General features: G+C 63.7%; 18 protein-coding genes. 10 read left to right on the plus strand and 8 right to left on the minus strand.

Features of this window, described 5'->3' with window-relative positions:
• Positions 1-51 precede the first annotated feature (51 nt).
• The 5 genes from NKG59_RS03035 to NKG59_RS03055 all read right to left on the minus strand — a co-directional run bounded on the left by NKG59_RS03035 (position 52) and on the right by NKG59_RS03055 (position 5,424).
• A complete protein-coding gene (locus NKG59_RS03035) occupies positions 52-936 on the minus strand; it encodes a LysR family transcriptional regulator (protein WP_045202016.1) in 885 nt (294 codons plus the stop codon).
• A gap of 87 nt (positions 937-1,023) precedes the next feature.
• Positions 1,024-1,761 carry an aspartate/glutamate racemase family protein gene (locus tag NKG59_RS03040; protein WP_045202018.1) on the minus strand — a complete coding sequence of 246 codons (738 nt, stop codon included), beginning with the start codon at positions 1,759-1,761 and terminating at the stop codon, positions 1,024-1,026.
• A gap of 30 nt (positions 1,762-1,791) precedes the next feature.
• Positions 1,792-3,207: a dihydropyrimidinase gene (gene hydA / locus NKG59_RS03045; RefSeq protein ID WP_253535142.1), complete on the minus strand. Its 1,416-nt coding sequence runs from the start codon at positions 3,205-3,207 to the stop codon at positions 1,792-1,794.
• A 21-nt stretch (positions 3,208-3,228) separates the two neighbouring features.
• Positions 3,229-3,957: a maleate cis-trans isomerase family protein gene (locus tag NKG59_RS03050; protein ID WP_253535144.1), complete on the minus strand. Its 729-nt coding sequence runs from the start codon at positions 3,955-3,957 to the stop codon at positions 3,229-3,231.
• Positions 3,958-4,116: 159 nt separating this feature from the next.
• Entirely contained in the window at positions 4,117-5,424 is a 1,308-nt protein-coding gene (locus tag NKG59_RS03055) for an MFS transporter (RefSeq protein WP_253535146.1), read from the minus strand.
• Positions 5,425-5,640: 216 nt separating this feature from the next.
• On the opposite strand from NKG59_RS03055, the gene NKG59_RS03060 reads away from it, so the two are divergent.
• Together NKG59_RS03060 and NKG59_RS03065 are read left to right on the plus strand one after the other, a co-directional pair.
• Positions 5,641-6,423, plus strand: coding sequence for a GntR family transcriptional regulator (locus NKG59_RS03060; protein ID WP_253535148.1), 783 nt, complete (start codon positions 5,641-5,643; stop codon positions 6,421-6,423).
• Positions 6,420-7,268 (plus strand): fumarylacetoacetate hydrolase family protein, encoded by an 849-nt coding sequence (locus NKG59_RS03065; RefSeq protein WP_253535150.1) that lies wholly within the window; start codon positions 6,420-6,422, stop codon positions 7,266-7,268. Before NKG59_RS03060 ends, NKG59_RS03065 begins: the two co-directional genes overlap by 4 nt.
• A gap of 18 nt (positions 7,269-7,286) precedes the next feature.
• Here the strand turns inward: NKG59_RS03065 and NKG59_RS03070 are convergent, their stop codons facing one another.
• Genes NKG59_RS03070 through nirK form a run of 3 tightly spaced genes read right to left on the minus strand, consistent with a single transcriptional unit; the run spans position 7,287 to position 10,175 of the window.
• Positions 7,287-7,871, minus strand: a complete 585-nt coding sequence (locus NKG59_RS03070; RefSeq protein WP_253535153.1) for an SCO family protein — start codon at positions 7,869-7,871, stop codon at positions 7,287-7,289.
• Positions 7,868-8,659, minus strand: a complete 792-nt coding sequence (locus NKG59_RS03075) for a formylglycine-generating enzyme family protein (protein WP_253535155.1) — start codon at positions 8,657-8,659, stop codon at positions 7,868-7,870. The genes NKG59_RS03070 and NKG59_RS03075 overlap by 4 nt, the downstream gene beginning before the upstream one ends.
• A 16-nt stretch (positions 8,660-8,675) precedes the next feature.
• On the minus strand, positions 8,676-10,175 hold the full coding sequence (gene nirK / locus NKG59_RS03080) for a copper-containing nitrite reductase (RefSeq protein WP_253535157.1): 1,500 nt from the start codon (positions 10,173-10,175) through the stop codon (positions 8,676-8,678).
• A gap of 273 nt (positions 10,176-10,448) precedes the next feature.
• On the opposite strand from nirK, the gene NKG59_RS03085 reads away from it, so the two are divergent.
• From NKG59_RS03085 to NKG59_RS03120, 8 genes are all read left to right on the plus strand, one after another.
• On the plus strand, positions 10,449-10,739 hold the full coding sequence (locus tag NKG59_RS03085; RefSeq protein WP_004627827.1) for a DUF2249 domain-containing protein: 291 nt from the start codon (positions 10,449-10,451) through the stop codon (positions 10,737-10,739).
• Between the two features lie 32 nt (positions 10,740-10,771).
• Positions 10,772-13,048, plus strand: coding sequence for a nitric-oxide reductase large subunit (locus NKG59_RS03090; protein WP_253535159.1), 2,277 nt, complete (start codon positions 10,772-10,774; stop codon positions 13,046-13,048).
• Between the two features lie 146 nt (positions 13,049-13,194).
• The gene (locus NKG59_RS03095) at positions 13,195-13,917 is read left to right on the plus strand and encodes a GntR family transcriptional regulator (RefSeq protein ID WP_045202034.1); all 723 of its coding nucleotides are present in this window, start codon (positions 13,195-13,197) and stop codon (positions 13,915-13,917) included.
• Between the two features lie 56 nt (positions 13,918-13,973).
• The gene (locus NKG59_RS03100) at positions 13,974-14,768 is read left to right on the plus strand and encodes an ABC transporter ATP-binding protein (protein ID WP_045202037.1); all 795 of its coding nucleotides are present in this window, start codon (positions 13,974-13,976) and stop codon (positions 14,766-14,768) included.
• Positions 14,758-15,654, plus strand: coding sequence for an ABC transporter permease (locus tag NKG59_RS03105; RefSeq protein WP_024978364.1), 897 nt, complete (start codon positions 14,758-14,760; stop codon positions 15,652-15,654). Before NKG59_RS03100 ends, NKG59_RS03105 begins: the two co-directional genes overlap by 11 nt.
• A gap of 290 nt (positions 15,655-15,944) precedes the next feature.
• Entirely contained in the window at positions 15,945-16,973 is a 1,029-nt protein-coding gene (locus NKG59_RS03110) for an ABC transporter substrate-binding protein (protein ID WP_253535175.1), read from the plus strand.
• A gap of 54 nt (positions 16,974-17,027) precedes the next feature.
• Positions 17,028-17,438, plus strand: a complete 411-nt coding sequence (locus NKG59_RS03115; RefSeq protein ID WP_253535176.1) for a DUF488 domain-containing protein — start codon at positions 17,028-17,030, stop codon at positions 17,436-17,438.
• Positions 17,439-17,467: 29 nt separating this feature from the next.
• The gene (locus NKG59_RS03120; RefSeq protein ID WP_253535177.1) at positions 17,468-17,998 is read left to right on the plus strand and encodes a DUF3455 domain-containing protein; all 531 of its coding nucleotides are present in this window, start codon (positions 17,468-17,470) and stop codon (positions 17,996-17,998) included.
• The last annotated feature ends 64 nt before the right edge of the window (positions 17,999-18,062 follow it).

An 18,062-nucleotide genomic window follows, 5' to 3' on the forward strand; every position in this document is an offset into this window, starting at 1 on the left:
CGCCAAGCTATCACGCAGTCACAGCAGCAATAATTGTTATTTATCTGGCGATCAATGAGAAATTCTCATTGCAGAAGCGACCACGGCATCGGCCAATGCCTGGGTAAAGCGCTGTGCAGTCCGCGATTGGTGTTCAAGCAGTACCACCGCGCGGTGCAATTGCGGTTGGCCGAACGCCAAACGGGCAATGGGCGGCAATTGCGTCAGTTCGGAGTCGGATAGCGCCACCACGGCGGCGCCCAATCCGCTTGCCACCATGCGTACGATCGTGTCCTTGTTGTCGAGCACCATCTCTTCACGCACCCGCACGCCCAGCCGCCGCAGTTCCGAAGCAATCATGCGGCCGGCCCAGGCCTGCGCATCAAAGCGGATAAACGGCAGCTCGGTCAGCAGCGCGCGCGCATCGTGTTCGGCGTATTGGGCGGGGGCGAGCAGCCAGAAGCGGTCTTCATAGAGCGTCGACCACACCAGTTCCGCCGGATGCGGCCGCACGGGGTGCGACGTGATTGCGGCGTCCAGTTCGCCGTCGGCTACGCGCTGTGCGAGCTCCGCCGACATGCCGGCGGCCACGTGCACGCGCAGGCCCGGATGCGCCGTCCGCATGGCTAGCAGCGCATTGGGCAGCGGCCCGGACAGCGCCGTCTGGATGGCGCCGATGCGCAACCGGCCCACCAGCGCCCTCTCATCGCTCAGCGCATCGGGAATGCGGTCATACAGCGCGAGGATCTGTTCTGCCTGGGCGAGCACGATGCGGCCCGCCTCTGTCAGCGCGGGCTCGCGGCGGGAGCGGTCGAACAGGCGGACGTTGAACTCCTCTTCCAGCGATTTGACCTGCAGGCTGACAGCCGACTGCGTGAGCCCGATGGCCTCGCCGGCACGCGCAAACGTGCGGTGGCGGGCGATGGCAACGAGGGTTCTCAAGGCGCGGAGGGACATGGCGGATACGAGGTTCGAGCGGGTGCAGATAGCGCATCGTACCTCTGGCCACACCGGCCTGCCCTCCAGGGCAGTGAGACAACCCGCTTACGCCAGCATGGCAGCCAGCGCAGGAGGCAACCCACGGTTTGGCTTGTGCGGCGGACGCGCAAAGCTGCCTTCCGCCGCGCCGTTCGGGGCGAGCGCAATCAGGCTCTCGCAATGGCGGATGGCGCTGGAGACGCCGTCCACCACCGGCACGGGAATACGGTCCTTGAGTGTCCGGGCCAGACCGGCAAGCGGTGCGCCGGCCACGATGATCACGTCAGCGCCATCTTCACGCACTGCCTGCAAGCTGAGTTCTTCCAGCCGTGCCGCATGGTCTTCCTGCACGCTGCCGATGTCGCGCAGCGGCTGCTGCAAAGAGCGCACGCTCGCCAGCCGCGACGACAGCCCATTGGCGGCCACGCACTCGCGGTACCACGCCTGGATACGGTTCGAAATGGCGATGATCGAAAAGCGCTGGCCGAGCAGGCAGGCGCTGGCCAGCGCCGCTTCGGTCATGCCGACCACCGGCACATTGCACAGCTCCTTGATGCCGGCGAGGCCCGGGTCCCCAAACGCCGCGACAACCACACCGTCGAATTGACCGGCATGTTCGGCGACGACGCACGCAGTGGCGTAGCCGCCCACCAGTGCTTCGAAGCGCGTTTCGATATAGGCCACGCCAAATGGCGCCGTCGCCATCGTGAGCGTGGTGCCGGGTGACACGGAGCGACGCGCCTCGGCATGGATCAACTCCGTCACGCTCTCGGAGATATTGGGATTGACGACCAGAATACGCATGATGAAATTTTGAGAACCCAACCAAAACCGTCAAACCAGCGACGGCGCGCCCGCCGGCAGGAACTGCCCGCGCCCCGGTGCCGGTTCGCGGTACTTGCCGTTTTCGACCAGCATCTCGCCGCGCGAGAAGCAATGCACCGGCCAGCCGGTCACTTCGATGCCTTCATAGGGCGTGTAGTCGACCGCGTGATGCAACGCATCGTTGGTGATACGCACGCGGCGCTCCGGATCCCACAGCGTGATGTCGGCATCGGCCCCAACGGCAATCGTGCCCTTGCGAGGGTACAAACCGTACAGCCGTGCCGGGCGATACGACGTCAGCTCCACAAACTGATGCAGCGACAGCTTGCCGCGCGCAACGCCATCAAACAGCAGCGGCAACCGCGTCTCGATACCGGGTACGCCGTTGGGAATATGGTCGAACGGTTGCGCCTGACCGCCAAGCTTCTTGCCTTCCGGGTCGTCATAGTTGAACGGCGCATGGTCGGAAGAGAACACGCTGAACACGCCCCCTGCAAGCGCGCGCCAGACAGCCGCCTGGTTTTCCGGATCGCGCGGTGGTGGGCTGCAGACGCACTTGGCACCTTCGTAGCCATCGTCACCTTGCAGGCCCATGTCTTCGGCGGTCAGGTAGAGGTATTGCGGACAGGTCTCGGCCAGGATCTGCAAGCCACGGCTTTGCGCCCAGCGAATCTGCTCGATGGCTTCCTTGCCGGAGACATGCACGATCAGGATCGGCACGTCCACCAGTTCGGCAAAGGTGATGGCACGGTGCGTGGCTTCACGCTCCACGGCAGCCGGGCGTGACAGACCATGGAAGCGCGGCGAGATGCGGCCTTCGCCGACCAGCTTCTCCGTCAGCCAGGAAATGCAGTCGGCGTTTTCCGCATGCACCATCACGAGGGCGTTGTTCTGCTTGGCCACGTCGAGCACGTCGAGCATTTCGCGGTCGGACAGCTTCAGGTCGTCATACGTCATGTAGACCTTGAACGAGGTGTAGCCCTGGCGAATCAGCTCCGGCAGTTCGTGCTTCAGCACGTCGGGCGTGGGATCGGCCACGATCAGATGAAAGCCATAATCGGCCACCGCGCGGCCCTCGGCGCGCCGGTGGTAATCGGCCACCGCCGCCTTGAGCGAGCCGCCTTTCTCTTGCGCGGCAAACGGGATCACCGTTGTCGTGCCACCGCAGATGGCCGCGCGCGTGCCGGTAAAGAAATCGTCGGCCATGCGCATGCCGTCGGGCATGGGCTGGTCGAGATGACAATGACCGTCGACGCCACCCGGCAGCGCCAGCAGACCGCTGGCATCCATCTCTCGCGCGCCGCGCGGCAAGCCGTGGCCGAGCACGGCGATGCGGCCATCGCGCACACCAATGTCGCAGCTAAAGCGATCGGACGCGGTCACCACATCCGCATTGCGGATCACCAGGTCGAGTTCCGTGGACATGCTTAGCGCTCCTTCATTCCGTTAAGCAACGTCCGAGAACAGGCGGCCCCAGCCACGCAGCTCGCGCGTGTCGACGCCTGCGAGCCGCAGCGATTTCCACACAACGGTCGAGATGGTGTCGTACACGGGGATGCCCGTTTCCGCTTCCAGCGCTTCAACCAGGTGAGCCGCGCGCAGGTTCGTGCAGAACGTGGTGATGGCGGCCGGCTTTTGCTGCGCCACGTCGCGCACCAGGGTGCGGATGGTGTCTTCTTCCACGTCGGCAAAGCTGTGGTTGACGTGCAAGTCCAGATGGCGCTCGGCCACGCACGTGAAACCGTGGCGCGCATAGTTCTGCACGATGCGCTGCTGCACGTCGTCCAGATACGGCGTAACGAGCGCGAAATCGCGTGCGCCGGTTTTGGCCAGGATCTCGTTGAGCGCCAGCACTGACGTGGTGGCCGGAATGCCGGTGGCTTCCGTGATCTGGCGGCACAGCGCCTCGTCTTTCTCAAAGCCCAGCCAGCCCGACGACGTGCCGTTCCAGGCAATCACGTCGACGTGTGCGTCGGCCAGCAACTTGGCGGCGTTCAGGATCTTCTCCAGATCGAACTGCCCAAGCGCCTGGTCGCGCAGCGAAATTTCCGTCACGGTAAAGCGCGAGAAATGCGCGCTCACATTGGGCAGGCCGCTCACCATGGCGCTGGTAATGGGTTCCAGCGCCGTGTTGGACGATGGCGTGAGCATGCCGAGCTTGATGCGTTTTGTCATGGGAGTCTTCTTCGTGGTTTGCGCGCCCGGTGCACGCGAGTGTGGGCACCGGGGCCGGCTTGTTATGTTGATGAGTACGGTTGCAGCTTGTCGTCAGGAGTCGGAAGCAAACGCCGCGCCGCAGGCAAATGGCGTTGGCTTACGTTGGTTCATCGCAGCTCAGACCGGCAGCTTCTTGCTGTAGTCGATCAGCAGCGTCGAGCAGATGAAGAGGCCCGCGCCGGCGGCCGCAAACAGCATCAGTGCCATGTCGTACGAACCGGTCGTCTGCACGATCAGGCCGACGATGATCGGCATGCCGACCCCGGCGAAGTTGCCGCCCAGATTCATCGTGCCGCCCAGGAAACCCACACGCTTGCGCGTTCCCAGGATCGACGGAATGCACCAGAACAGGCCGCACCAGCGCAGGAAGAACAACGTGGTCGACAACAGAGCCACCACGACGGCCGGCTCCTTGAAGCGCGCCACCGTGTAGATGGCGATCGTGGCCAGTACCGAAGCAATGCCGAACAGCGTGCGCAGCACCCGGGCTCGCGATGCCCCGGTGGCCATCCATTTGTCCGCAATCCATCCACCCACCATCTCGCCCACAAAACCGGAGAAGAACATGGTGAACACGGCACCGCCCATCTCCTTGATGTCCAGCCCATGCACCTTCGACAGATAGGTCGGCATCCAGGTCAGCAGACCGTAGAACAATGCGTTGAAGCACATCCAGCCGAAGAACATGCCCCACACCGAGCGGTACTTGAAAAAGTCCAGCACGTTGCCGCTGACAGCGGCGGGTTCAGCAGCCTGGTCGGCGGCATGTGCATCTTCGATGTAGGAGGCTTCAGCATCATTGACGGACGGATGCTCGCGCGGGTGGTTGCGGATGTACCACCACGAGAAGAGGCCCGCCACCATTGTCCCGATACCGGCCACCACGAACGACGTGCGCCACGAACCGAATTCGGCGATCAGCCCAGCGATGATGAGTGCGCCCAGTGCCGCGCCCAGCGGCGCGCCGCCGTCGAGCAGCGTTGCACCGCGACCGCGTTCGTTCTGCGTCATCCAGATGGCGTTGAGCTTGCCCCCGGCGGGGTAGATGGGCGCCTCGGCAGCACCCAGGCCAAGACGCGTGATGAGCAACGGCACCCAACCGGTACACAGCGCCGCAATGGATTGGAAGAAGCCCCAGCCCAGCGTGGCACCCGCAATCACCACTCGCGGCCCGAAGCGGTCGGCCAGCATGCCGCCCGGAATCTGCATGAGCGCGTACGTCAGAAAGAATGAACTCAGCAGTAAGCCTTGCGCCGCCGGGCCGATGTTGAATTCCTTCGCAATCAACGGCATGGCGACCGACAACGATGCGCGGTCGACGTAGTTGATGGAAATCAGCATCAACATCATCAAGAAAATCTTCCAGCGCACAGAGCTCTTCGTCTCCGTTAGCGCCATGGCCGGGGCCGGGCTTGTGGTTTCCATTACGCGTGTCTCCTGGTAGCTCCGGAAGTCGTTTCGGAAAACGGGCTTGGGGGCCGGTCTTGACGCCGATCCGCCCCAACTCCGCCCACCGAAACGACCTCCTGAGTCGATTTGATTGGTTTGTGTTGCGCAACGTGGCCGAGTATAGGATACGTAATCTGTAATTACAACATCTGTAAGTTGTTGATTTTATTGAATGTGAAAAGCACAATATCGGTGTGTGATAGCCTTTTGTGGTGCATCTTCCCCATTCTGGTGACGTCTGTGACTCAACCGCTGCTCCAATCCCCTCGCCTGCGAACGCTCGGCATGTCAGCCGAAATCGCCTCGCGCCTGCGCACCCTCATCGAAGAAGGCGAACTGCCGCCCGGCGCCCGCATCGACGAGCGTGCGTTCTGTGAAATGTTCGATGTTTCCAAGACGCCGCTGCGCGAGGCGCTCAAGGTGCTGGTGGCCGAGGGTCTGGTGCTGCATCGGCAGTACATCGGCTACCGCGTCGCCCCGCTCGATCTGGATGAACTGCGCGCAACCTTCGAAACGCTGCATGGGCTGGAATTCACGGCTGGAGAACTGGCGGCGGCGCGGCTGTCCGAGGTGGCTCTGGCGCGTCTAGAACGCAAGCACCAGGCAATGCTCGACGCACACGCGGCAGGCAGGCGCACCGAGTACTTCCGCATCAACCAGGAAATTCACCAGCTCATCATCGATGGCACGGCCAACCCTGTGCTGGCCGGCATTTACGCGACGTTGATGAGCAAGGTGCACCGCGCGCGCGGCGCGGCCAACGCCGACACGCTGCGCTGGCAGGAATCGCACGAAGAACACGAAGCCATCATGGCCGCCCTTCGCGAGCCAGGGCGCCCGCGCCTGGCAGAAGTGCTGCGCCTGCACTCGGAGAACACCGCCAAGGAAGTGCTGAGCGTCGTGGCAAGCAGCCTGGCCGAGGCCGGGCGCCCGACCCGATCGACCAAGGAAGCCCCCAAGAAAGGCGCGCAATGAAACTCGTACGCGTGGGGGCGCCCGGCGCAGAACGCCCGGGCCTGATCGATATGCAAGGCCACGTGCGCGACCTGTCTGGTGTGGTTGGCGAACTGGGCCCGCAGCAGTTGTCCGATGCCGCCCTCGCGCAGCTCGCGGGCGTCGACATCACCGCCTTGCCCTTGATGCCGGATAGCCGTTTTGGCGTGCCATGGACCGGCATCGGCAAGATCATCGCGATCGGCCTGAACTATGCCGACCACGCAGTCGAGGCCGGCTTGCCGCCTCCTGCTGAGCCCATCCTCTTTCTTAAAGCAAACAGCGCTCTGAACGGCCCCGATGATGCGGTCATGCTGCCGCGCGGCTCTGAAAAGACCGACTGGGAAGTTGAACTCGGTGTGGTGATCGGCAAGACGGCGAGCGATGTTTCCCGCGAAGAAGCACTCTCACACGTTGCCGGTTATTGCGTGGTGAACGATGTGTCGGAGCGCGAGTTCCAGCTTGAGCGCGGCGGCACGTGGGACAAGGGCAAGGGCTGCGATACCTTCTGCCCCGTCGGCCCGTGGCTGGTCACGCGTGACGAAGTGCCCGACCCGCAAGCGCTTGGCCTGTGGCTTGACGTCAATGGCGAACGTGCGCAGCGGGGCAACACGGCGACCATGGTGTTTGGCGTGGCGCATCTGGTGAGCTACGTCAGCCGCTTCATGACGCTGCACCCGGGTGACCTGATTTGTACCGGCACGCCGCCCGGCGTCGGCATGGGAGCCAAGCCCCCGCGCTATCTCAAGGCCGGTGACACCATGCGCCTGGGCATCGACGGCCTTGGCGTGCAGACGCAGACGGTTGCCGCCTACACCAAAGCCTAGACATGCGGCGCGGCAGGCTTAGCGTTGCGCCGCCACCAGCTTGCGCATGGCATCCACCAGCTTCGGATCGACCGCGCCCAGCGTATTGGTGCGCGCGGTGATGCGCCCTTCTGCGTCCAGCAGCAGGATCGTGCTCGAATGGTTGAAATCGCCATCTGCAAGGCGCCGGTATTGCACGCCCAGCAGCGCGGCCACCTCGCGCGTGCCGCTGGCGTTTGCGCGGGCGACTTGCCAGCGGTCGTCGGCGCCATGCGCGTTGGCCGTCTTCTTGAGCGCCGCAACGGAATCTCGCTCCGGATCGACCGTCACCATCAGGACACGCACGCCGTCGTGCGCGGGCTTTCCGCCCTTGGCCAGCGTGGCGCGAATGGTCTCGAAGATCATCGGGCAGACCATCTGGCACGACGAATAGAACATGCTCACGAGTACCGGCTCGCCGCGCAGGTCTGCCAGGTGGAAGACGCGGCCGTTCTGGTCGGTCAACGCCACGTCAGATTGATACAGCGAGCCCGAAGCGACGGGCCCGGCGGCAAGCGCGCCTGCGGCGGCACCTGCGAGCAGGAGTGCCACGAAGGCACGGCAAAGTTGCTTAAGAAGCGTCATGGACGTTCTCCATTGATGGATCGGGCGCAGCGAAAGCCAAGGCTTCCCGTGGCATCGGCGCCCTCAAGGGATGACAGCAACGCCACGCGCATCAGCACGGCGTAGCTGTCGCGGCGCACGATGCTGATGGCACCGGCGCCGCAAAACTTCTGCTTGTCGGGGTCGCCCTGCGTGCGGCTGTCCCCGGCGATGAAGAGTGCGTTGAAATCGTCGACCCATTCCCAGATCAGGCCGTGCAGATCGCGCACGCCATGGACATCCGCTGGGCCGCCAACGGGTGGCAACACACGCGTGGCGGGCCGTTCGTACCAGCCGAGAATGCGTTGCGCCCATTGCGGGTCGTCGCGGGCGTCTGCGCGTGTGGCGTCGGCCGCGGCGGCGGATTCCCACTCCAGCCACGTCGGCAGGCGCGCGCCTTCGCTTTCGCAGTAGGCACGGGCCGCAAACCAGCTCACGCCAGTCACCGGCGCTTGAGGTGAGGCTTGCGCATCGGCGTGCGTCGCATCGGCCCAGTCGGCAAGGTAGGCCTTGCCTGCAAAGACTTGCGGCACCCGGCCGCGCTGCCAGGCCTCGTGACGTTGCACGAAGGCCTGGAACTCACCGATGGTGACCGGCGTGGTGCGCAACTCAAACGGCTCGATGCGCACCCGCTGCGGCTGCCCCGGTGCGTTCTGGGGCAGCACGCTGTCGAAGTCGCCGCCGGGCAACCGCACATAGGCGGCGCCCTGTGCGGCAGCGCTAGCCAGCGCCATCAACATGGCAGCAAGGTGCAAGGTCAGGCGGCCCATGGTCGTGCGGATCTGGTCAATGTTCGGCCACCGCCTTGGCGGGCGCCGGCTGGGCACGCACCTTCTTCACGTCGTCTGCGCTCACGCGGCCGCCGGGGTTGTCCCAGCTGTTGAGCACGTAGGTCAGGATGTTGGCGACCTCGTCGTCATTGAGCTGCGTCATCGGCGGCATGACGGAGTCGTATTCCTGCCCGTTGACCTTGATCTTGCCGTTCAGGCCATGCAGCACGATGTTCATGGCGCGCTTCGGATCCGCCGCCAGGAAATCCGACTTGGCAAGCGGCGGGAACACGCCCGGCAACCCGGCGCCATTGCCCTGGTGGCACACCGAACAGGTACCCGCAAACAGCGCGCGGCCTGCCTGCACCTGATCCTGCACGGTCAGCGTGCCGCTCACCGACGCCTCGGTCGCCTTGGTGACGGCGCTCATATTGGGTGCCGCACGATCGCCCAGGTACACCGAATCCAGTTCCTTGCCGGAATAGACGAGCTTGTTCTCCGGGCCATCCACCTTGAGGATCGCCATGGCGCCCTTGTTGAAGGCTCGGAAGATCGAGTGGTCAACCAGCACATAGCTGCCGGGCACGCGCGCGGTGAACTTCACAACCGCCGCGCCACCCGCCGGGATCAACGTGGTCTGCACGTTCTTCTGCACGTTGGTGCCGCCCTCGTAGCGCACCTGATCGAAGATGGCGCCGATCACGTGGAAGCTGGAAACCAGATTGGGCCCGCCGTTGCCAACGAAGATGCGCACCGTTTCACCCACCTTGGCGTGCAGCGCCTTGTCGCCGGTAAGCGCACCTTCGGCACCGTTGAACAGGACGTAGCTCGGGCGTTCGTCGATGGCCTTTTCCATGTCGAATGGCTGCAGGCCCTTCTCGCGGTACTTGCCGGCCGTGTAGAAATCGCCCTGCATGACGTAGTACTCGTGATCAACCTTGGGCAGGCCTTCGGGCGGTTCGACCAGGATCAGGCCGTACATGCCGTTGGCGATATGCATGCCCACGGGCGCGGTGGCGCAGTGGTAGACGTAGATGCCCTCGTTGAGCGCCTTGAAGGTGAACTGCGATTCATGGCCAGGTGCGGTGAAGCTCGATGCTGCGCCGCCGCCCGGCCCGGTCACGCCGTGCAGGTCGATGTTGTGCGGCATCTTGCTGCTCGGGTGATTCTTGAGGTGGAACTCCACCGTGTCGCCCTGACGCACGCGGATGAAACTGCCGGGAACGGTGCCGCCGAACGTCCAGAAGGTGTAGCTGACGCCTTCGGAGATCTGCATTTCCTTCTCGACCACTTCCAGCTCCACGATGACCTTGGCTGGATAGTTCCGGTGGACCGGCGGTGGCACAAGCGGCGGACTCGTGAGGACGGCGTGGATCGGCTCGCCACGCGGCGGTCCGAAGTCACCCGGCAACTTGGCGCTGGCGGCGCGGGCCGCAGTGCCCGCAAGCAGTGCGCCCAGCACCACAGAAATCAAGCCCGCGCGCATCAGGCTGCGGACGGTGTGAAGACGGCTCATTTTTTTCTCCCGTGTATCGGTCTGGTGTCGTCCGCTCCACGTTAGGCCCCGGAGGCCATTAGGGCTTTGATACAGCGCAAACGAAAACCGGCCCCGACCGGTACATCCACCGCACCGCGTGGCGCGCAAGCCCAGTCGTGGCGTGATTCGCCACATCAAGATACCCATAAAACAAGCATCTGATGTACATCAATAACACCGGAGATTCCCCTCAGTAATATAGTTGCATCCTTAATGCATCTTTTTGATGCGACACCCACAAAGGGAATCCCCATGACACAGTCCGCCTCCACCATCCAGCTCGACCTCCGCGTGCTGGCGCCGCGCGAGCGCCATCCGCTGATCTTCTCCGCCTTCGGGGAACTCGGCATCGGCCAGAGCCTGGAGCTGATCAACGATCACGATCCGCGCCCGCTGCAGTCGCAGTTTCAAGTGGAGCGCCCGGGCCAGTTTTCCTGGGACTACCTTGAGCGCGGCCCCGGCACGTGGCGCGTTGCCATCACCAAGGTGGCATCTGCCGCCAGCGCTGGCCACTGCTGTGGTGGTTGCGGTGGTGGCGCCTGAACTTCCGATTGCATCCTGCAAGGAACCTTGTCATGAAAAACAACCAAAGGCTATGGCGGTGGCTCGGCCTGATCTTCATCCTGTCGTTCGGAGCATTGGGCTATCTGGGCCGGCAGATCTATCTGGCAGCGCCGCCGATTCCGCATGCCGTCGTCACCTCTGTGGGCGAGGTGCTCTTTACCGGCGAACAAATCCAGCGCGGCCAAGAAGCCTGGCTGGCAGCCGGCGGCCAGCAGCTTGGCACCGTCTGGGGCCACGGTAGCTACGTTGCGCCTGACTGGTCTGCCGATTGGCTGCACCGTGAAGCCACGGCGCTGCAAGCCATCCGCGCGCATCAGCAGTTCGATACCGATGCGCCGTTGACGACCGTGCAGCAAGCCGCCGTCGACGCCAGCGTAAAAGAGGAAATGCGCCGCAATACGTACGACGCGGAACACGACATCCTGACCGTGTCGCGTGAGCGCGCAGAGGCCATCCGCGGTGTGTCGCAGCACTTCGAGGCCCTGTTCGGAACCGATCCGTCGCTGGCAACGCTGCGTGATCAATACGCCATGGCTACCGGCGTGCTGCCGGAGGCGGCCGATCGCGAAGCCCTGGCTGCGTTCTTCTTCTGGACGTCGTGGGCCGCCGCTGCCGACCGCCCAGGCGAGACCGACATCTCGTATACGAGCAACTGGCCGCATGAACCGCTCGTGGGCAACACCATGACCGGCGGTGCCGCCATGTGGTCGATGGTCAGCATCGTGCTGCTGCTCGGCGGTATTGCCGCCATGCTGTGGCTGCACGGCAGCAGCAAGCACGAAGAGGAGACTGCGCCGCTGCCGGCCGATCCGTTCCTCAACGTGGTTGCCACGCCGTCGATGAAGGCCACGCGCAAGTACTTCTTTGCCGTGATCGGCCTGATGCTGGTGCAGATCGGCATGGGCGCCATCACCGCGCACTATGCGGTGGAGGGTGAATCGTTCTTCGGGATTCCGCTGGCGCAAGTGCTGCCGTATGTCATCAGCCGCACGGTGCACACGCAACTGGGCGTGCTGTGGATTGCCACGGCGTGGCTGGCTACGGGCCTGTACATTGCGCCGCTGCTGTCGGGGCGTGAACCGAAGTTCCAGAAGCTGGGCGTTGATGTGCTGTTCTGGGCGCTGATCTTTATCGTGGTGGGCTCCATCGCCACCGGCTGGCTTGGCACGCTGCAACATCGCGGTGCGGACTTCGGCTTCTGGGTCGGTAACCAGGGGCTGGAATACACCAGCATGGGCCGCGTGTGGCAAATCTTGCTGTTCGTCGGCCTGCTGTTCTGGGTCGTGCTGCTGGGCCGCGCGCTGTGGCCGGCACTGAAGACGCCGTCGGAATCGCGCGGGCTGATCGCCATGGTGTTCCTGTCGGCCACGTGCATCGGCGGGTTCTATTCGACCTCGCTGGTGTGGGGCCAACATACGCACTATTCGATGATCGAATACTGGCGCTGGTGGCTCGTCCACCTGTGGGTCGAGGGCTTCTTTGAAGTGTTCGCCACCGCCGTCATTGCGCTGATCTTCACGCGCCTGGGCCTGATCCGTGCCAGCAGCGCCAACCGCGCCATCGTGGCCGAGACGATCGTGTTCCTGTTCGGCGGCATCCTGGGCACGCTGCATCACCTGTACTTCACGGGCACCCCGACCTCGATCATCTCGGTGGGTGCGGTGTTCTCTGCGCTGGAAGTGGTGCCGCTTTCGCTGATCGGGCTCGAAGCGCTGCAGAACTATCGCCGCACGCAAGGCACGCCGTGGCTCAACGCCTACAAGTGGCCCGTGCTGTGCTTCGTGGCCGTGGGCTTCTGGAACACCGTCGGCGCCGGCCTGCTCGGCTTCGCCATCAACCCGCCTGCTTCGCTGTACTACGTGCAGGGTCTGAACATGACGGCCGCCCACGGACACGCCGCACTGTTCGGGGTATACGGCATGCTCGGTATCGGCCTGATGCTGTTCTGCCTGCGCGGCCTGTATGCGCGCAGCCTGCATGCCGATCGCCTGCTCAAGCCCGCGTTCTGGGGCCTGAACATCGGCCTGGCGATGATGGTGTTCATGTCGCTGCTGCCGGCCGGCATCTACCAGGCCTGGGCCAGCGTCACCAAGGGCATGTGGTACGCCCGTTCGCCAGAGGTGGTGCACTCGAAAGTGATGGAAACGCTGGTCTGGCTGCGCGTGCCGGGTGACATCGTGTTCGCCATCGGTGCACTTGTGCTGGCTTGGTATGCGCTGCGGCTGCTGCGCCGTCCGAAGGCACAACAGACCGAGCCGCTGCCGGCTTCGGCTCGCGCCATGCGTTAATTCTTAGCCGCGCAGTTCTCTCAAAAACCCGCAGGGCCCGTGTCGATTCGACCGGGCCCTGCGGGTTTTCCTGTAATGCCTGCCGCTCACAAGCTCCCTACAATGACGAATCATATAGATGAATAGTTGACCATTTCAGATACCCCATGCCCGCCGATCTCCGCCTGCCCCGCTATCAGCAACTGCGTGACGATCTGGCCGCGCAGATCGCCCAACAGCACTGGCGCCCGGGCGACGCCATCCCGACCGAAGCCGAGCTTGCCAAAACGTACAACGTGGCGGTCGGCACAGTCCGCAAAGCCGTCGATGTATTGGTAGCCGAAGGGCTGCTCGAACGCTTCCAGGGCCGCGGCACCTTCGTGCGGCGCGCCAGCTTTGCCAGCTCCTTGTTCCGCTTCTTCCGCTTCCAGAGTGAAAGCGGCGAGCGACGCATTCCTGAGAGCCGCATCCTCAAGCGTGACGTGCTCGATGCGCCGTCTGCGCCGGCTGCGGGTCTGCAGATTGAAACCGGCTCGCCGGTCATTCGCCTGACCCGGCTGCGCCTGCTGGATGGCGCGCCAATGCTGGCCGAAGAAATCTGGTTGCCGTACGACCGTTTCGCCCCGCTCGCCACGCTGGAACTCGACGCGTTTGGCGACCTGCTGTATCCGCTGTACGAATCCCACTGCGGCCAGATTATTGCGAGCGCCGAAGAAACGCTCACCGCCGAGGCCGTCAACGCAACGTATGCGCGTCTCTTGCGCATCCAGCCCGGCGATCCGGTGATGGTCATCGAACGCGTTGCGCGCGGCTACGACCGGATACCGCTTGAATGGCGGCGCTCACGCGGCGCGGCGGCGCATTTCCGGTACCACGTGGATATCCGGTAACGCGCCCACGCGCTGCCACCCATATCGACAAAAAAACACACATAGGAGACAACATCATGCAGGCCAACTCATCGACGGCCCCACCGCTGCTGGATGTGCGCGGCGTCACGCTGCAGTACAAGACACGCCAGCATCTGGTGACGGCCACCTACCGCGTCGACTTTCAGGTCTATCCCGGCGAGCGCTACATCCTGCTGGGCCCGTCGGGCTGCGGTAAATCGACCTTGCTCAAGGCCATCGGCGGCTACCTCACGCCCACCGAAGGCGAGATCCGCCTGAAGGGCCAGCCCGTGACCAAGCCCGGCCCGGATCGCATGATGGTGTTTCAGGAGTTCGACCAGCTCCTGCCATGGAAGACCGTGAAGGAGAACGTACTGTTCCCGTTGCTCTCCACGGGCAAGCTGGGCGCGCGTGAAGCCGAAGAACGCGCCCTGCACTACATCAACAAGGTCAATCTGACCAAGTTTGCCGACCATCACCCGCACATGCTGTCGGGCGGGATGAAACAACGTGTGGCCATCGCCCGCGGCATGGCGATGGAACCTGACGTGCTGCTGATGGACGAGCCCTTCGCCGCGCTCGACGCGCTCACGCGCCGCAAGATGCAGGACGAATTGCTGCAGCTGTGGGATGAAACGCGCTTCACCGTGCTGTTCGTCACGCACTCGATTCCGGAGGCGATCCGCTGCGGCAGCCGCATCCTGATTCTCTCGCCGCATCCCGGCCAAGTGCGCGCCGAACTGCCGAGCCTCGCGCGCGACGACGATGATCCTGAGCGCTTCAAGGCGCTAGAAGCCGAGATTCACGACATGCTGTTCGCCCGCACGGTGGAGGAAACCCATGCAGACTGAAACCCTTTCCATGCCGGCCACCACCGACATCAGCAACCGCGCCCCCGTCTACAGCACGCCCGTGGCGTTCGAGCGCATCGGCGTGGTGGAAAAACCGCTCTCCATTGCTGAACGCCTGTACGAGCAGGCATGGCTGCGCAAGCTTGTCATCCTCGTCGTTCTGGCGCTCGTGTGGGAAGGCGGTGCACGCTGGCTCGACAACCCGCTGTTGATGCCGACCTTCTCCGATACCGTGCAGGCGCTGTGGGCCGGCCTGGCCAGCGGCACGCTGTTCGCCCGCATCGGCACCTCGATGCAGACGCTATTGGCTGGCTACGCGCTGGGCTTGGCGTTGTCCTGCGCGCTGGTCGTACTGGGCATCAGCAATCGGCTCGGGCAGGACTTCCTGGAAACACTCACCGCCATGTTCAACCCGCTGCCGGCCATCGCCCTGCTGCCAATCGCGCTGGTGTGGTTTGGCCTGGGCAACGGCAGCCTGATCTTCGTGATCGTGCATTCGGTGGTGTGGGCCGTATCGCTCAACACGCATGCAGGGTTCCTGTCGGTATCGAACACGCTGCGTATGGTGGGCCGCAACTACGGCCTATCGGGCATGGGGTATCTGACCAAGATCCTCATCCCGGCAGCGTTCCCATCCATCCTCACAGGCCTGAAGATCGGCTGGGCCTTCGCATGGCGCACGTTGATTGCATCGGAACTCGTGTTTGGCGTGAGCTCTGGTCAAGGCGGCCTCGGCTGGTACATCTACGAGAACAAAAACCAACTGCAGATTCCCGAAGTGTTCGCCGGCCTGCTGACCGTCATCATCATCGGCCTGCTCGTCGAGAACCTGGTGTTCCGCACGCTGGAAGCCCGCACCGTCAAACGCTGGGGCATGCAGAACTAAGCATCGGCGCAACGCAAGCGTCCAGACGGTTTGGCCGTACCCTGCCCTATGCGGCGCCTTGAATTTTTGTGAGCAGGCGGAAAAAAGAAGGAAGCCTGTTTGAGCGCAGCGAGTTTGCCTCCTTCCCCGCACGGTCACAGAAATTCAAGGGGAAGTCGCTATCTCGGGCGCGCCTTTCTTTGCTTACTTTCTTTGGCAAGACAAAGAAAGTGAGTCGGCCCCGGCAGGGGACGAAACACCAGATGCACCACCAACACACAGCCATACAAACAACGACAAGGAGACAAGCAATGCAGCAACCCCGCCGCAACATCCTCCGTTTCACCATGGCCGCCACGCTGGCCACATCCCTCTTCGGCGGCGCTGTCAGCACCGCGCATGCTGAAGCCAACGAAATCCGCATCTCCCACGGCTACGGCATCCTCTACCTGCCCATCATGGTGATGGCCAGCGAGCACCTGCTGGAAAAGCAGGCCAAGGCCGCAGGCTTGGGCGACGTAAAGGTCAACTACCGCATCCTCGATGGCGGCAACGTCATCAACGACGCCATGCTCTCGGGCGCGCTCGACATCGCCTCGCTGGGCGTGCCGGGCTTCCTCACGCTGTGGGACAAGACGCGCGGCAGCGCGATGGAAGTGCGCGGGCTGTCGTCGCTCAGCTCCTCGTCGATGTACCTGATGACGCGCAACCCGAACGTGAAGACGCTGGCGGATTTCTCCGACAAGGACCGCATTGCCGTGCCGGGCATCAAGACCTCGCTGCCGGCCGTGGTGCTGCAAATGGCAGCCGCCAAGACCTTCGGCGACAAGCAGTTCAACAAGCTTGACCCGATTACCGTGCCGCTGCCGCACCCCGACGCCACCGCTGTCATGCTGGCCGGCGGCAGCCAGATCAACAGCCACATGGCTTCGCCGCCGTTCTCGTACACCGAGGCCGCGGCGCCCGGCCTGCACCGCGTGTTCAACACGGTCGACGTGCTCGGCAACATCACGCTGGACATGACTTACACCAGCAAGAAGTTCTACGAGGCCAATCCGAAGCTATCGGCGGCATTCGTGGCCGCGCTGGATGAAGCCAACGCCCTCATCGCCAAAGACAAGACCAAAGCCGCACAGATCTACATTGCGCAGTCGAAGGTGAAGAGTTCGCCGGAAGAAGTGAAGAAGATTCTGGACGATCCGGATTCGCGCTTCACGACCACGCCGGTGGGCGTCGCGCACTATGCTGAATTCATGCAGCGCGTGGGCACGCTCAAGAACAAGCCCGCGTCGTGGAAGGATGTCTTTTTCCCGACGGTGCAGAACCGGCAAGGTTCGTAACGCGAAACACTTGAGCACAACGAGCAGCACGCAGCATCCGCACGGAGGCATTTCATGGCACTACGCATCGTCCGGCTCGGCGAGCCGCGTCACCCCGATGAAGGCTTGCGCATCGGCACCGTGCGGCGCCCGCCGCGCGGCGTGCCCAAGGAAGAATTCGCCAGCCGCGATTTCTACGACGTCTGGATGCCGCTGCTCTCTCCCACGCCCGAACTCGTCAAGCAAGCGCAGGCCGCGCAGACCGCGCACGACAAGGATCAGCAAAACAAGGGCTGGCAGACCTTCGTACGCCACTTCCGCACCGAGATGCGCGACGGCGATGCGGCACGATTGCTCGACATGCTGGCCGCGCTCTCGCACCAGACCAATCTGTCGGTCGGCTGCTATTGCGAGGATGAAGCGCATTGCCATCGTTCAGTACTGCGTGAGTTGTTGAAGGAGCGTGGGGCGAAGCTGGCTCCGTGAACAAGCACGCCACTTATACAAGGAAGACCATGACCAGCCTGCCCCGAACTTTTCGCCACCGCACCGCATCTGCCCTTCTGCTCGCACTGGCAATGACCAGCGCGCAGACAGTCATGGCGCAAAGTGCGCCCGCCGCGCTCCAGCCAGCCGACGCACACCACATCGTCGCCACGCTATCGGCCACGGGGGTGCAGATCTACGTTTGCAAGCGCGACGGCGACAAGCCTCTGGCGTGGGTCTTCAAGGCGCCACTGGCGGAGCTTTACGATGCCAGCGGCAAGCTCGTCGTCAAACACGGAGCAGGCCCAAGCTGGGAAGCCTCCGACGGCAGCAAGATCACAGGGAAAGTCTTGCAGCAGGCGCCCAACACCTCGGAAGCCGGTGCCATTCCGCTGTTGCAGTTGCAAGCCACCAATGTTGGCGGCGCGGGCCTGTTGAGCGGTGTGCGCTACGTGCAGCGGCTGCAGACCCACGGCGGCATCGCACCCGCACAACCCTGCACGGAAGAAGGCCAGGAAGGCCGTAGCCCGTACCTGGCGCAATACGTTTTCCTCGACTGACGCACCGCACTCCGAGGTGAGTGCCTCTACCCCATACGGGGGACGACGGGCTTCCTTGGCGACC

Origin of the sequence: Ralstonia chuxiongensis (genome assembly GCF_024158925.1) — a bacterium.
GTDB classification, from domain to species: domain Bacteria; phylum Pseudomonadota; class Gammaproteobacteria; order Burkholderiales; family Burkholderiaceae; genus Ralstonia; species Ralstonia chuxiongensis.

Coding starts and splice junctions, on each gene's coding strand:
- NKG59_RS03035 (WP_045202016.1), bottom strand. CDS start 936: ATGTCCCTCCGCGCCTTGAGAACCCTCGTTGCCATCGCCCGCCACCGC.
- NKG59_RS03040 (WP_045202018.1), bottom strand. CDS start 1,761: ATGCGTATTCTGGTCGTCAATCCCAATATCTCCGAGAGCGTGACGGAG.
- hydA (WP_253535142.1), bottom strand. CDS start 3,207: ATGTCCACGGAACTCGACCTGGTGATCCGCAATGCGGATGTGGTGACC.
- NKG59_RS03050 (WP_253535144.1), bottom strand. CDS start 3,957: ATGACAAAACGCATCAAGCTCGGCATGCTCACGCCATCGTCCAACACG.
- NKG59_RS03055 (WP_253535146.1), bottom strand. CDS start 5,424: ATGGAAACCACAAGCCCGGCCCCGGCCATGGCGCTAACGGAGACGAAG.
- NKG59_RS03065 (WP_253535150.1), top strand. CDS start 6,420: ATGAAACTCGTACGCGTGGGGGCGCCCGGCGCAGAACGCCCGGGCCTG.
- NKG59_RS03070 (WP_253535153.1), bottom strand. CDS start 7,871: ATGACGCTTCTTAAGCAACTTTGCCGTGCCTTCGTGGCACTCCTGCTC.
- NKG59_RS03075 (WP_253535155.1), bottom strand. CDS start 8,659: ATGGGCCGCCTGACCTTGCACCTTGCTGCCATGTTGATGGCGCTGGCT.
- nirK (WP_253535157.1), bottom strand. CDS start 10,175: ATGAGCCGTCTTCACACCGTCCGCAGCCTGATGCGCGCGGGCTTGATT.
- NKG59_RS03085 (WP_004627827.1), top strand. CDS start 10,449: ATGACACAGTCCGCCTCCACCATCCAGCTCGACCTCCGCGTGCTGGCG.
- NKG59_RS03090 (WP_253535159.1), top strand. CDS start 10,772: ATGAAAAACAACCAAAGGCTATGGCGGTGGCTCGGCCTGATCTTCATC.
- NKG59_RS03095 (WP_045202034.1), top strand. CDS start 13,195: ATGCCCGCCGATCTCCGCCTGCCCCGCTATCAGCAACTGCGTGACGAT.
- NKG59_RS03100 (WP_045202037.1), top strand. CDS start 13,974: ATGCAGGCCAACTCATCGACGGCCCCACCGCTGCTGGATGTGCGCGGC.
- NKG59_RS03105 (WP_024978364.1), top strand. CDS start 14,758: ATGCAGACTGAAACCCTTTCCATGCCGGCCACCACCGACATCAGCAAC.
- NKG59_RS03110 (WP_253535175.1), top strand. CDS start 15,945: ATGCAGCAACCCCGCCGCAACATCCTCCGTTTCACCATGGCCGCCACG.
- NKG59_RS03115 (WP_253535176.1), top strand. CDS start 17,028: ATGGCACTACGCATCGTCCGGCTCGGCGAGCCGCGTCACCCCGATGAA.
- NKG59_RS03120 (WP_253535177.1), top strand. CDS start 17,468: ATGACCAGCCTGCCCCGAACTTTTCGCCACCGCACCGCATCTGCCCTT.